The organism is Pseudacidovorax sp. NFM-22, assembly GCF_021401245.1.
Taxonomy (GTDB): Bacteria; Pseudomonadota; Gammaproteobacteria; order Burkholderiales; family Burkholderiaceae_C; genus Xenophilus.
On record NZ_JACBFY010000008.1, the window covers coordinates 117,446 to 129,990 of the forward strand.

The 12,545-nt window shown below is 70.2% G+C and carries 13 protein-coding genes and 1 tRNA gene; 13 read left to right on the forward strand and 1 reads right to left on the reverse strand.

Features of this window, described 5'->3' with window-relative positions:
* Positions 1-388 precede the first annotated feature (388 nt).
* The 13 genes from L0984_RS24990 (at position 389) to L0984_RS25050 (ending at position 12,071) form a co-directional block, all read left to right on the forward strand.
* Positions 389-1,375: a Bug family tripartite tricarboxylate transporter substrate binding protein gene (locus tag L0984_RS24990; protein ID WP_234197047.1), complete on the forward strand. Its 987-nt coding sequence runs from the start codon at positions 389-391 to the stop codon at positions 1,373-1,375.
* Positions 1,376-1,414: 39 nt separating this feature from the next.
* Positions 1,415-2,977, forward strand: a complete 1,563-nt coding sequence (locus L0984_RS24995) for an acetolactate synthase large subunit (protein ID WP_234197048.1) — start codon at positions 1,415-1,417, stop codon at positions 2,975-2,977.
* 40 nt (positions 2,978-3,017) lie between these two features.
* On the forward strand, positions 3,018-3,812 hold the full coding sequence (locus tag L0984_RS25000; protein WP_234197049.1) for an SDR family NAD(P)-dependent oxidoreductase: 795 nt from the start codon (positions 3,018-3,020) through the stop codon (positions 3,810-3,812).
* Between the two features lie 35 nt (positions 3,813-3,847).
* Positions 3,848-4,885 (forward strand): WD40/YVTN/BNR-like repeat-containing protein, encoded by a 1,038-nt coding sequence (locus L0984_RS25005; RefSeq protein WP_234197050.1) that lies wholly within the window; start codon positions 3,848-3,850, stop codon positions 4,883-4,885.
* A 16-nt stretch (positions 4,886-4,901) separates the two neighbouring features.
* The gene (locus L0984_RS25010) at positions 4,902-5,402 is read left to right on the forward strand and encodes a VOC family protein (RefSeq protein ID WP_234197051.1); all 501 of its coding nucleotides are present in this window, start codon (positions 4,902-4,904) and stop codon (positions 5,400-5,402) included.
* Between the two features lie 44 nt (positions 5,403-5,446).
* Entirely contained in the window at positions 5,447-6,049 is a 603-nt protein-coding gene (locus L0984_RS25015) for an amino acid synthesis family protein (RefSeq protein WP_234197052.1), read from the forward strand.
* A 19-nt stretch (positions 6,050-6,068) separates the two neighbouring features.
* Positions 6,069-6,941 (forward strand): alpha/beta fold hydrolase, encoded by an 873-nt coding sequence (locus L0984_RS25020; protein ID WP_234197053.1) that lies wholly within the window; start codon positions 6,069-6,071, stop codon positions 6,939-6,941.
* Positions 6,938-7,234 carry an NIPSNAP family protein gene (locus tag L0984_RS25025; RefSeq protein ID WP_234197054.1) on the forward strand — a complete coding sequence of 99 codons (297 nt, stop codon included), beginning with the start codon at positions 6,938-6,940 and terminating at the stop codon, positions 7,232-7,234. The genes L0984_RS25020 and L0984_RS25025 overlap by 4 nt, the downstream gene beginning before the upstream one ends.
* 40 nt (positions 7,235-7,274) lie before the next feature.
* Positions 7,275-8,981: a bifunctional 3-(3-hydroxy-phenyl)propionate/3-hydroxycinnamic acid hydroxylase gene (locus tag L0984_RS25030; protein WP_234197055.1), complete on the forward strand. Its 1,707-nt coding sequence runs from the start codon at positions 7,275-7,277 to the stop codon at positions 8,979-8,981.
* A gap of 22 nt (positions 8,982-9,003) precedes the next feature.
* A complete protein-coding gene (locus L0984_RS25035; RefSeq protein ID WP_234197194.1) occupies positions 9,004-10,431 on the forward strand; it encodes an NAD-dependent succinate-semialdehyde dehydrogenase in 1,428 nt (475 codons plus the stop codon).
* A gap of 7 nt (positions 10,432-10,438) precedes the next feature.
* On the forward strand, positions 10,439-10,576 hold the full coding sequence (locus tag L0984_RS25040) for a hypothetical protein (RefSeq protein WP_234197056.1): 138 nt from the start codon (positions 10,439-10,441) through the stop codon (positions 10,574-10,576).
* A gap of 49 nt (positions 10,577-10,625) precedes the next feature.
* Entirely contained in the window at positions 10,626-11,222 is a 597-nt protein-coding gene (locus tag L0984_RS25045) for a nitroreductase family protein (RefSeq protein WP_234197057.1), read from the forward strand.
* Between the two features lie 108 nt (positions 11,223-11,330).
* Positions 11,331-12,071 (forward strand): IclR family transcriptional regulator, encoded by a 741-nt coding sequence (locus L0984_RS25050; protein ID WP_043118971.1) that lies wholly within the window; start codon positions 11,331-11,333, stop codon positions 12,069-12,071.
* 321 nt (positions 12,072-12,392) lie between these two features.
* On the opposite strand, the gene L0984_RS25055 is transcribed toward L0984_RS25050, so the two are convergent.
* A tRNA-Lys gene (locus L0984_RS25055) sits at positions 12,393-12,468 on the reverse strand.
* Positions 12,469-12,545 lie beyond the last annotated feature (77 nt).

Genomic DNA, 12,545 nt, shown 5'->3' on the forward strand with positions numbered 1-12,545 from the left:
ATTCGGCGCGGCGGGGGTGTGTTGGTGGAACTACCTGAGGGGGAAGGGCGTGCCTCTGTCCTTCGGCGCGTCGAATGACCGGCCTCGCTTGAAGAAGGGCATCCGGGTGGATCGTGGATTACTGCATTGCGGTAATTCGTGGTCCTTCATCGGTCATCCAGCCTGGAACGACCCTTGCATGCTCCGATGTCACTTGGACAAAACTGTGCACTTCACCGCCATTTTGTTGCTTGATATTAATGCTGTATTTCGTCACTAAGAAAAAACAGCATATGATCTGCACATCGACGAGCGGTTCGGAGTTGCCCGTTGTCCATCGCCGCCCAGGTGCTCACCCCCGGCACCTGGTCCCGGCCCCGTCTTCGCTGGGGTGCCAAGGAATCGCGCAATGAGAAGGAAATCCGTACTGCAGGCCTGTGCCGCCATCGCTCTGGCGGCGGCATCCGGGCTGCTGCCGCTGCAGGCATCGGCCCAGGGCAACTGGCCCTCGCGGCCCATCCGCATCGTGGTGCCGTACCCGCCGGGCACCGGCCCCGACGTCATGGCCCGCCTGGTGGCAGACGGCCTGGGCAAGGAGCTCAAGGCGTCCATCGTGGTGGAGAACAAGGCGGGGGCCAACGGCATCATCGGCACCACCGAAGTGGTGAAGGCGCCGGCCGACGGCTACACCTACCTGCTGGTCGACCGGCTCACGCTCACCGTGAATCCGCTGCTCTACCAGCCGCCCTACGACCCGAAGAAGGACCTGGTCTCCGTCAGCAACATCGCCGACGTGAACCTGTACCTGGTCACCAGTGCCCAGTTGCCGGCCAACGACTTCAAGTCCTTCATCGCCTACGCCAAGGCGCATCCGGGCAAGGTCACCTTCGGCACCGGCGGCGTGGGCAGCGTGATGCACCTGAACATGGAACTGCTGCAGTCGGGCACCGGCGTGCAGTTCCTGCATGTGCCCTACAAGGCGCTGGCCGAGGTGATCCCGGCCATGCTGGGCGGGCAGGTCGAGGCCACTTCCGGCGGGGTCGAGGCCATGCTGCCCTACGTGCAGAAGGGCAGCTTCAAGCTGCTGGCGGTAGGCGCGCCCACGCGCCAGTCCATCGTGCCCAACGTGCCGACCATCGTGGAGGCGGGCGGCTCCGACATGCTGCTGTCCACCTCGTACTCCTTCCACGCGAAAAGCGGCGTGCCGCCGGAGATCCTGGCGCGCATGAACGAGGCGCTGACCAAGGTGCTCTCCCAGCCCGAGCTCAAGCGCTGGGCGGCCGAGCGTGGCCTGGGCGCAGGTGCTTCCACGCCGGCCGAGCTGGACGCGCGCATCGCCGTCGACAACGAGCGCATCGGCCGCCTGGTGCGCGAGCGCGGCATCAAGGTGCAGTGAGCACCGCGTCTCGACCCACAAGCAAAGAGGACATCGGCGATGACTGAGCAGACTGGCGCGCAGGCCCTGTGGGCGGCGCTCTCCGGCGAGGGGGTGGACACCTGCTTCGCCAACCCCGGCACGACGGAGCTGGATCTGGTGCGCGCGCTGGAAGGCCAGGATGCGATCCGCTGCGTGATCGGCCTGCAGGAGAACGTCTGCACCGGCGCGGCCGACGGCTACGGCCGCATGACGGGGCGGCCAGCCGCCACGTTGCTGCACCTGGGGCCTGGCTTCGCCAACGGCATCGCCAACCTGCACAACGCGCGGCGTGCGCGCACGCCCATCGTCAACCTCATCGGCGACCACACCAGCTGGCACCTGCCCTTCGATGCCCCGCTCAGCTCGGACATCGAATCGCTGGCGCGGCCGGTGTCGGGCTGGGTGCACCGCATCGCCAGCACGGCCGATGCGCCGCGGGCGGCGGCCGAGTCGGTGCGCCAGTCGCTGGCCGACGGGGGGCAGGGCGCGACGCTGATCTTTCCGGCGGACTACCAGGCCGAGCCGCTGCCGGGCACGCCCGCGCCGGCCGCAGTGCCTGCCGCGGTCGCGGCGCCCGAGGCGCCTGCCCTCGACCTGGCGGCCTGCGCGCAACGCCTGCGCACGGCCCGCCGCATCGTGCTGCTGCTCGGCGGCGGTGGCGAAGCGGGCGGCCTGGGTGCACGGGCCCAGCGCGCGGCGTCCCGCCTGTGCGCCGCCCTGGGCGCCACCGCCTATGCCGAGACCTTCCCGGCCCGCGCCGAGCGCGGCCAGGGCCTGCCGGCCTTCGACCGGCTGCCCTACTTTCCCGAGCCGGCACGCGCCGTGCTCGACCCGGCCGACCTGGTGCTGCTGGCCGGTGCGCTGCCGCCGGTCACCTACTTTGGCTACGCGGGGCATCCCAGCCTGCTGGTGGCGCCCGAGCGCCTGCTGAGCCTGGGCTCCCCCGGCCGTCCGGTGGCCGAGGTGCTGGAGCAACTGGCCGACGCGCTCGATGCACCGCCCTTCGAGGCCCCGGTTCACCCGCTGCCTGCCGCGCCCACCGGGCCGCTCACGCCGGCCGCCATCGGTGCAGTGCTCACGCGGGCTCTGCCGGAAGGCGCCATCGTCTCGGTCGAAGGCGGCACCTGCGGCTATCCCTTCTATGCCGCTTCGGCCGTGGCGCCGCTGCACACGGCGCTCACCAACACCGGCGGTGCCATCGGCCAGGGCCTGCCTGTGGCGGTGGGCGCGGCCATCGCCTGCCCGGGGCGGCAGGTGGTGGGGCTGCTGTCGGACGGCAGCACCCAGTACACGATCCAGGCGCTCTGGACGATGGCGCACGAGCAGCTCGACGTGGTCGTGCTCATCGCCGCCAACCACCAGTACGCCATCCTGCGCAACGAACTGCGCCGCGGCGGCGCACCGCTGGGCAAGCGGGCCGAGGCGCTGACGGCGCTCGATTCGCCGCGCATCGACTGGGTCGGGCTGGCGCAGTCGTACGGCGTGCCCGCCACGCGCGCGGCCACGGCAGAGGAACTCGCGGCCCAACTGCAGGACGCCTTCGGCCGCCGCGGCCCGGCCCTCATCGAAATGGCCCTCTGAGCACCCGCTCGGGCCGGAACCCTCCAAGGAGCAAACGAACATGGACCTCAGACTCAAGGGCAAGGTGGCCGTGGTGACCGGCGGCAGCCTGGGCATCGGCCGCGCGGTGGCCGAGGCCTTCGCGGCCGAAGGCGTGCGCGTGGCCATCGTGGCCCGCAGTCAGGGCGCGCTGGAGCAGGCCGCGCGCGAGATCACCGAGAAGACTGGCACCGAGGTGCTGGCCGCCCCGGCCGACGTGAGCGACACGGCGCAGGTGCAGGCCGCCGTCGACAAGGTGGCGGCGCACTTCGGCCGCATCGACATCCTGGTCAACGGTGCTGCCCATCCGGGTGGCCTGGTGCGCAGCGAGATCGAGAACGCCGACCCCGAAGGCCTGCTGCAGGACATCGACATCAAGGTCGTGGGCTACATGCGCTTCGCCAAGGCCTGTGCGGCGCACATGCGAAAGGGCGGCTGGGGCCGCATCGTCAACATCGGCGGGCTCACCGGGCGCGGCAGCAAGCAGCTGTCGGGCATGCGCAACGTGGCCGTGGCGCACCTGACCAAGACGCTGTCCGACCAGCTCGGCCCCTCGGGCATCACCGTCAACGTGATCCATCCGGGCGTGGTGGAGACGCCGCACATCCACGAGCTCTACGCCAAGGAGGCCAAGCTGCAGGGCCTGACGCCCGCGCAGGTGGAGGCCAACTACGCCAAGGCGACGCCGATCCGCCGCGTGCTGCAGGTGGACGAGATCGCGGACGTGGTGCTCTTCCTTTCGTCCGACCGCGCGGCGGCCATCACCGGCGAATCCATCGCGGTGGATGGCGGCATCACGCGCGGCATCTTCCTCTGAGACCGAGACATCCAGCCATCCAAGGAGCGATCGACATGAACGGAACCATTCTTGTGGGCACGGCGGGACAGGGCATCCTGCGCAGCGTGGACGACGGCGCCACCTGGCACCGCCTGGGCCTGAAGGAGGCCATCGAGTTCGACGGCACAGTGCGGGCGCTGGCGGTGGATCCGTCCGACCCGAGCCGGGTGCTGGCCGGCGCCGACGTGGGCATCTGCCTGTCCACCGACGGCGGCGCGCATTTCCAGCGCGTGGCCTCGCCGGCGGACGGCCAGACCGTCTGGGCCCTGGCCTTCTGCCCGACCGATCCGCAACTGGTGCTGGCGGGCACCGGAGCACCCTCGCGGGCCTGCATGTACCGTTCGCGCGATGGCGGGCGCAGCTGGCAGACGCTCGACGTGGAACTGCCCGAGTTCTGCGCCGGCGTGAACCGCCCGCGCATCCTCACCATCGCCTTCCATCCGCAGAAGGCCGGCGAGGCCTGGTTCGGCGTGGAGGAGGGCGGCGCCTGGCGCACGCGCGATGCCGGCGACCGGTGGGAGCGCATCGACACGCCCGGCCGCGGCATCAACAACTCCGACATCCACGCCATCGCCGTGCTGCCCGCCACGGCCGATGCGCCAGCCAAGCACATCGTGGTGACGGTCAACGCCGTGTGCGAGAGCACGGACGACGCCGAAAGCTTCCGCTGCCATCCGTCGAAGGACCGCTTCGATGGCCTCTACTACACCCGCACCGTGCAGCCGCTGGACGCCGAGGGCCGCGAGCTGCTGCTGGCCATCGGCGACGGCACGCCGGGCTCGCGCACGCGCATCTACCGCTCCGCCGACCGCGGCGAGACCTGGGCGCAGACCCTGCTGAACACGGCGCCCAATTCCACCGTGTGGACCTTCGGCACGCATGCCAGCGACCGCGGCCTGCTCTTCGCCGGCACCAAGTACGGGCACCTGCTGCGCTCGACCAACGGCGGACGCAGCTGGTTCAAGGAATGGCGCGACTTCAGCGAGATCACCTCGGTGGCCTGGACGCCCTTCGTGGCGCCCGTGCACGCGCATCCGCAGTCCATCAACTGACATCCGAAGGCCGGCCATGAACACCCGCACCCCCGCATCCGCCAACGGCGCCGGCACCGAGGTCCGCCCGCGCATCCGACGTACCCACCTGGCGCTGTTCGTGAAGGACCCCTTCGCCTCGGCCCCGTGGTACGAGGATGTGCTGGGCATGCAGGTCACGGCGCGCGGGGCGCGCTGGGTGTTCCTGTCCTTCGGCCAGAAGCACCACGACATCGCGCTGATCAAGGTGGACGACCCGGAGACCGCCACGCGCGGCACGATCAACCTGCAGCACTACGGCCTGGAGATCGAGGGCGACATCGACGACCTGCGCCGCCTCTACGGCATGCTGCTCCGCAAGAACGTGGAGGTGGTCAAGACCACCGACCACAAGGTGGGCTACGGCCTGTACTTCCACGACCCCGACGGGCACCGCTTCGAGTTCTTCCTCGAAGTGGTGCACGACGACGAGGAGGCCAAGCGCCTGCTGGGCGAATACAACGCCCCCAGCGATGCCTTCGACCTGCAGCCGTTGTGAGCCGCCGGTCCCGACCCTTCTCCGCATTCAGAAAGACGCCTTCCATGAGCACCCCCGACCTCAGCGCCTTCCACATCCGCAAGTGGTACCTCCAGATCGAGGACACCCTGGCCGGCGAGACCGGTGCGCCCGCCGACGGCGAGCCGCTGCGCAAGATCGTCATCGCCGCCTGCCTGCGCAACCCCTTTGCGGGCCGCTTCGTGCAGGACCTGTCCGAATGGATCGGTCCCTCGCCCGAGCTGGGCAAGGAATTCGGCCGCCGCATCCGCGAGGCCGCGGCCGGCCAGCGCATCGAGAGCTACGGCAAGGCCTGCCTCGTCGGCATCGACGGCGAGTACGAGCACGGCAACGCGCTGCTGACCAACCCCGCCGCCAACCCGGTGCGCGAGGGCGTGGGGGGCGGCAAGTCCTGGGTGCCTTCCACCGGCAAGCGCGGCGGCCCCGGCACCATCATCGACATCCCGCTGGCGCACAAGGACGCGCTGTACGTGCGCTCGCACTACGACACCGTGTCCGCCATGTTCGGCGACGGACCCAACCGCGACGAGGTGGTGCTGATCTGGGCCTTCGCCACGCGCGGCCGTCTCAATGCACGCCTGGGCGGCCTGAAGGCCTCCGAGATCAAGGGCGCGGACGGCCTGGTCTGAGCGCCGCAGGAGAGGCTCCATGCAACGCTGCGATCATCGCCTGGCCCTGAACGGCCTGGTCTTCCATGTCACCGAATGGGGCGAGCCCGACGCCTGGCCGGTGCTGATGCTGCACGGCATCCGCGGCTATGCCGAGACTTTCGCCGGCGTGGCTGCCGCGCTGCAGCCGGGATCGCGCGTCATCGCCTTCGACCAGCGCGGCCGCGGCGAGACCGACTGGGACCCGAAGCACGACTACTACACCGACGCCTACGTGGCCGATGTCGAGGCGCTGGTGGCGCAACTGGGCCTGGCGCGCTTCGACCTGTTGGGCCATTCCATGGGCGGCATCAACGCCATCGTCTATGCCGCCCGGCATCCACAGCAGCTGCGCCGCCTGGTCATCGAGGACGCCGGGCCCGGTGCCTTCGAGGCCAGCGATGGCGCCACCCGCATCCGCAAGGAGCTGGCGACCACGCCCACCACCTTTGCCAGCTGGGACGAGGCCGCCGCCTTCATGCGCGCGCTGCGACCCACGGTGACCGAAGAGGCACGCCAGCAGCGGCTGCAGAACATGCTCAAGCCCCTGGAAGGCGGCGGCTTCACCTGGCGCTACGACCATGCGGGCATCGTCGCCACGCGGCTGAACCCGGACCCGGCCCGCAAGGTGGACCTGGCCGCGCATGTGCAGCAGCTGCGCTGCGAGACGCTGGTGGTGCGGGGCGGCCGCTCCGATTACCTGCAGCCGGCCATGGTCGCGCACATGCAGGCGCTCAATCCGCGCATCGCCGCCATCGAGATTCCCGATGCGGGCCACTACATCCACGACGACCAGCCGGCGCGCTTCGCCGAGGCCGTCACCGCCTTCCTGAAGCGGCCCGACGCGGCCGCCATCGACCCCCTCCGACCATGATTCACGAACTGCGAACCTACACCCTGGTGCCCGGCGGTGTGCGCGACTACCTGCGCATCTACAACGAGACCGGCCGCGAGTTGCAGACCGGCATCCTGGGCCGGCTGGTGGCGCTCATGACGCCCGAGAGCGGCGACGTCAACCAGCTGGTCTTCCACTGGTCCTTCGACAGCCTGGACGAGCGCAGCCGTCGCCGCGCCACGCTGATGGCCGACCCGGCCTTCGCGGAGTTCCGCAAGCAGGTGCGTCACCTGCTGGTGCGGCAGGAAAGCCGGCTGCTGTCGGCCGCCTGAGTTCCCGGCCCCGTTCCCCTCCCACGTCTCCGGAGTCCCCATGAGCGCTTCCGCGGAAGAAGTCCCCGTCCTCATCATCGGTGCCGGCCCGGTCGGCGTGACGCTGGCCAACCTGCTCGGCACCTACGGAGTGCAGACGTTGGTGGTCGAACGCAGCCCCGCGGTGCTGGACTTCCCGCGTGCCGTGGGCCTGGACGACGAAGCCCTGCGCACCTTCCAGGCCACCGGCCTGGCCGAAGAGATGCTGCGCGACATGATCCAGAACGTGCCCATGCGCATGTACACGGCGCGCAAGCAGTGCTTCGCCGAGATCCTGCCCAGCACACGCGAGTTCGGCTGGTTCCGCCGCAACCTGTTCTCGCAGCCGCTGGGCGAGAAGACGCTGCGGCGCGGCCTGGCGCGCTTTCCCCACGTGCAACTGCGGCTCGGTGTGGAACTGGTCGCGCTGACGCAGGACGAGGCCGGCGTCAGCGCCAGCCTGCGCGACGAAGCCGGAGCCGAGCGGCAGGTGCGCGCCGCCTATGTGGTGGCCTGCGACGGCGGTCGCAGCACGGTGCGAGAGATGCTCGGACTGCCCTACGAGGGCCGCACCCATCCCGCCAAGTGGGTGGTGATCGAATGCGACCAGGATCCGCTGGACGCGCCCTACACCGCGCTGCACTGCGAGCCCGCGCGCCCCTACGTCTGCCTGCGCCTGCCCTACGGTCTGCGCCGCTGGGAGTTCATGCTCTTTCCCGGCGAGGACGGCGAGCAGATGCTGGCGCCCGACAAGGTGCGCGAGCTGCTGGGCCGCCATGTGGCCGATCCGTCGGCGCTCAACGTGATCCGCGCGCGGGTCTACACCCACAACTCGCGTGTGGCCGGCCGCTTCGTCAGCGGGCGCGTCTGCCTGGCCGGCGATGCCGCCCACATCACGCCGCCGTGGATCGGCCAGGGCCTCAATGCCGGCCTGCGCGATGCCTTCAACCTGGGCTGGAAGCTGGCCTGGATCCTCCAGGGCCGGCTGCGGCCCGCGCTGCTGACCAGCTACCACGACGAGCGCCATGCCCATGCCAAGGCCATGATCGACCTGGCCGACACCTTCGGCGCCGTGCTGTCGCAGCGCAATCCGCTGCTGGCCTGGGCGCGCGACCGCTTCTTCATGGCCATCCGCGGCGTTCCGGCGGTGCGCGACTATGTGCTGCAGATGAAGTTCAAGCCTATGCCGCGCTTCGTGCAGGGCGTGGTGCGCAACAGCGGCGTGGCGGCGCGGGACGCGCTGGTGGGCCGCATGTTCATCCAGCCCAACGTGGAGCGCCGGCGCGGCGGCGCCGAGAAGCTGGACGACCTGGTCGGCGCGCGCTTCGCGCTCATCAGCTGGCGCTGCGATGCGCTCGCCGATGCGCCGCCTTCGCTGCGCGAGCAGCTGGCGCGCCTGGGTTGCGACCACTACCTGGCGGTGCGCTCGCGCAGCGCGGGCAATGAGGCGGGTTCGCCCATGCCGGCGCAGCCCTCGGGCACCGTCGTCGAGGACCTGGAGAACGGCCTGCACCTGTGGTTCCAGGGCAAGGACGTGGACTGGGTGCTCGTGCGGCCCGACCGCTTCATCGCGGCCGTCGGCCGCGTCGGGGACGCGGTGATGGAACTGGGCGCGTTCTGCGAGGCGGTGTTGCCGCCGGCGGATGCCACCCCTGCCACGCATGCCGCGCAGGCGGGCGGCACGGCGGCCCAGCTTTCCCGCGTCGGGGCAGAGGCGCTCGCTGCCTGACGCCGTGCCCGCCACCCTTGCCATGTACCCCGAACTCTTCCTCTACATCGCCGGTCGCTTCGTCGGTGCCGAAGGTCGCCGCACGCAGGCCGTGCAGGACCCGGCCACCCAGCAGGCGCTCGGCCACCTGCCCTGGGCCGAACCCGAGGATGTCGACGCTGCCGTGCAGGCGGCCCACGCTGCCTTCACCCTCTGGCGCCGCGTGTCGCCCGTCGAGCGATCCGACCTGCTGCGGCGCGTCGCAGCACTGGCGCGCGAGCGGGCGCAGGCCATCGGCCAGGCCATGACGCTGGACAACGGCAAGCCGCTGGCCGATGCGGTGGCCGAGGTGCTCAATGCGGCCGAGCATGTGGAATGGCATGCCGAGGAAGGCCGCCGCATCTACGGCCGCGTGGTGCCGGCGCGCCAGCCGGGCGTGCGCCAGCTGGTGGTGCGCGAGCCGGTCGGCGTGTGCGCGGCCTTCAGCCCCTGGAACTTCCCTTTCGGCCAGGCCATGAAGAAGGCCGCGGCCGCCATCGCCGCAGGCTGTCCCATCGTGCTCAAGGGGCCGGAGGAATCGCCCAGCGCCCTGGTGGCCATGGCGCAGCTCTTCCACGATGCCGGGCTGCCGGCGGGCGTCTTCAACCTGCTGTGGGGCGCACCGGCGGACATCTCGCGCCGGCTGATCGAATCGCCGCGGGTGCGTGTCGTCTCCTTCACCGGCTCGGTGCCGGTGGGCCGGCAACTGGCGGCGCTGGCCGGGCAGCACATGAAGCGCATGACCATGGAGCTGGGCGGCCATGCGCCGGTGCTGGTCTTCGACGATGCCGACGTGGACGCCGCCGTGGCGCTGCTGGCGCGCCTGAAGACGCGCAACGCCGGCCAGGTCTGCGTCTCGCCGAGCCGCTTCTACGTGCAGTCGGGCATCTACGACCGCTTCGCCGCCGCCTTTGCCGAGGCGCTGGCCGCGGTGAAGGTGGGGCACGGGCTGGAGGCCGGCGTGCAGATGGGGCCGTTGATCCACGAACGGCGCTTCCAGGCGGTGCAGGCGCTGGTCGAAGACGCCCGCGGGGCCGGCGCCGAGTTGCTGACGGGGGGCGGCCGCCTGGGCACGCAGGGCCACTTCCACGCGCCCACGCTGTTGGTGCGCGTGCCGGCCGGCGCGCGCGTGATGCACGAGGAGCCCTTCGGCCCCATCGCCGCGATGGTGCGCTTCGACACCGTGGAAGAGGCGCTGCAGCAGGCCAATGCCTTGCCCTTCGGCTTGGCCAGCTATGTGTTCACCCGTTCGCTGCAGACCGCCACCCGCGTGGGCGACGGCCTGGAGGCCGGCATGGTCAACATCAACCATTCGGGCATGGCCCATCCGGAGCTGCCCTTCGGCGGCATCAAGGACAGCGGCTTCGGCAGCGAGGGGGGTACCGAGTCCTTCGACGCCTTCCTGAGCACCAAGCTGATCACGCAGATTTGACGTGCCCATGCCGACCTTGAACAACTTCTTCCTGTCGCGTTCACAGCGCCTGGTGGCCGGCGAACGGATCGCCGGCGAGCTGTATGCCCGGGTACGTCAGCGCCGAGCCGCCGACACCGGCATCGACAAGGCGGGCCTCCTCTGAGAGGCGCATCCGCCACCCCACCCCTTTCTTTCGCACCTTCAACTTTCGAATGAGCAAGCACCGCCAACCCGCCCATCCCATCGATCCCCTGTTCACCGAGCGCTGGTCGCCGCGCGCCTTCACCGAGGAGGCCATCGCCGAGCCGGCCCTCATGAGCCTGCTCGAAGCCGCGCGCTGGGCGCCCTCGGCCTACAACGCGCAGCCCTGGCGCTTCATCTACGCCCGCCGCGACACGGCCGCCTGGCAGCCCATCTTCGACAGCCTGGTCGAGTTCAACCAGATGTGGACGAAGCGCGCCGCCGCGCTGGTGGTGATCGCCTCGGCCCGCGAAGCCGTGTTCCCGGGCAAGACCGAGCCGGTGCCCAACGCCTCGCATGCCTTCGACGCTGGCGCCGCCTGGGCCAGCCTGGCCTTCCAGGCGCAACTGTCGGGCTGGTCGGCCCATGCCATGGCCGGCTTCGACGCTGGCAAGCTGCGCACGGCCATTGGCCTGCCCGAGATGTACGCCATCGACACCGTCGTGGCCGTGGGCCGGAAGGGCGATCCGGCCGTGCTGCCCGAAGGCGTCCGCGCCCGCGAAGTGCCGAGCGACCGCCGCCCGCTGGCCGAGTCGGCCTTCGAGGGCAAGTTCGGCGCGCAGGGCTGAGGGGGCGCCGGGCTCGGCCCCGGCGACGCGGGGCTTACTGGAGAATGCAATGTTGCCGCGCCGCTGCGGCCTCTGCCCATCCCCCATCCCGACCGCGCCTCCCCGACGATGAACAGCCTCCGACGCATGCTCGATGTCCTCGACCTCTTCCGGCCCGACCAGCCGGTCATCGATGTCGAGATCATCTGCCAGCAGCTTGGCTACACCCCGGCCAGCGCCTACCGCTACCTGCGCGAACTGGGCGACGCAGGTCTGCTGGTGCGGCTGCCGCGCGGCTATGCGCTGGGCCCGCGCATCATCGCGCTGGAGCACCAGATGACCGACTACGACCCGGTGCTGGTGCGCAGCCGCGACCTGGTCGAGAAGCTGGTGGCCGAGACCGGCCTGGACGCCATGATCAGCGAGTGGTACGGCGATGCGGTGGTCAACGTGCTGATCCGGCGCGGCCCCGACCCGGGCCCGGCGGGCGGTGGCCGGGGACGGCCCATCGACCTGTTCCACAGCGCGACCTCGCGCGTGGTGCTGGCCTACCTGCTGCCGCGGCAGATCCGCCGCATCTTCGATGCCCATGCCAGCACGCCCGAGGCGCAGGCGCAGGGTCTGGAATGGAAGGCGTTCTCCAAGGGCCTGCTCGCCATCCGCAAGCAGGGCTACTGCATCAGCGAGAGCGAACTGCATGCGGGCCGCACCGGCGTGGCCGCGCCCATCTTCGACGAGAAGCAGCGCGTGCTGGGCAGCATGACGCTGGTGGGCCGCAACGAGCGCTTCCGGGCCTTCCAGGAAAGCTACCTCTGCAACCTGGTGACCACGGCCGCCGCCGAACTCACGGCGCGCATTGCGCAGCAGTAGGGCGGGCCGAACTTCTCCGGCGGCAGCGCGGCCTGGGCGTCCGTACGCCTCCAGCGCGCTGGCCGTCGTGGTCTATCTCAGGTGCGCGCCGGGCATGTCGCGCTCGGTGACGACCAGGTCGCAATCGGCATCGGGCGGAACGGCCGGCAGGCTGGCGTACCAGTCGGCATAGGCCTGGCGCATCTGTGAAAGTCGCGCGGGCTCGTCGACGGCGCGGTTGGTGGAAGCGGCCGTTCATGGCGCAAATCCGTCACAGGCCGGGACGGACAAGAAAAAAGCACCTAGGTCGCGAGACCTAAGTGCTTGATTCATTCTGAATTTTGGTGGGCCCTGAGTGACTCGAACACTCGACCTACGGATTAAGAGTCCGCTGCTCTACCAACTGAGCTAAGAGCCCGCTTGCATCGATCTGTCGATCAACTCAGCGAAGAACGCGATTATAGGCAGGCTTTTTCGGCATGGTCAACACCCCTC

Bases quoted from the DNA above. Each gene is read 5' to 3' on its own strand.
- L0984_RS25030 (WP_234197055.1), top strand. From the start codon at position 7,275: ATGAGCGCTTCCGCGGAAGAAGTCCCCGTCCTCATCATCGGTGCCGGC.
- L0984_RS25040 (WP_234197056.1), top strand. From the start codon at position 10,439: ATGCCGACCTTGAACAACTTCTTCCTGTCGCGTTCACAGCGCCTGGTG.
- L0984_RS25050 (WP_043118971.1), top strand. From the start codon at position 11,331: ATGAACAGCCTCCGACGCATGCTCGATGTCCTCGACCTCTTCCGGCCC.
- L0984_RS25020 (WP_234197053.1), top strand. From the start codon at position 6,069: ATGCAACGCTGCGATCATCGCCTGGCCCTGAACGGCCTGGTCTTCCAT.
- L0984_RS25010 (WP_234197051.1), top strand. From the start codon at position 4,902: ATGAACACCCGCACCCCCGCATCCGCCAACGGCGCCGGCACCGAGGTC.
- L0984_RS25000 (WP_234197049.1), top strand. From the start codon at position 3,018: ATGGACCTCAGACTCAAGGGCAAGGTGGCCGTGGTGACCGGCGGCAGC.
- L0984_RS25035 (WP_234197194.1), top strand. From the start codon at position 9,004: ATGTACCCCGAACTCTTCCTCTACATCGCCGGTCGCTTCGTCGGTGCC.
- L0984_RS25005 (WP_234197050.1), top strand. From the start codon at position 3,848: ATGAACGGAACCATTCTTGTGGGCACGGCGGGACAGGGCATCCTGCGC.
- L0984_RS25025 (WP_234197054.1), top strand. From the start codon at position 6,938: ATGATTCACGAACTGCGAACCTACACCCTGGTGCCCGGCGGTGTGCGC.
- L0984_RS24995 (WP_234197048.1), top strand. From the start codon at position 1,415: ATGACTGAGCAGACTGGCGCGCAGGCCCTGTGGGCGGCGCTCTCCGGC.
- L0984_RS25045 (WP_234197057.1), top strand. From the start codon at position 10,626: ATGAGCAAGCACCGCCAACCCGCCCATCCCATCGATCCCCTGTTCACC.
- L0984_RS25015 (WP_234197052.1), top strand. From the start codon at position 5,447: ATGAGCACCCCCGACCTCAGCGCCTTCCACATCCGCAAGTGGTACCTC.
- L0984_RS24990 (WP_234197047.1), top strand. From the start codon at position 389: ATGAGAAGGAAATCCGTACTGCAGGCCTGTGCCGCCATCGCTCTGGCG.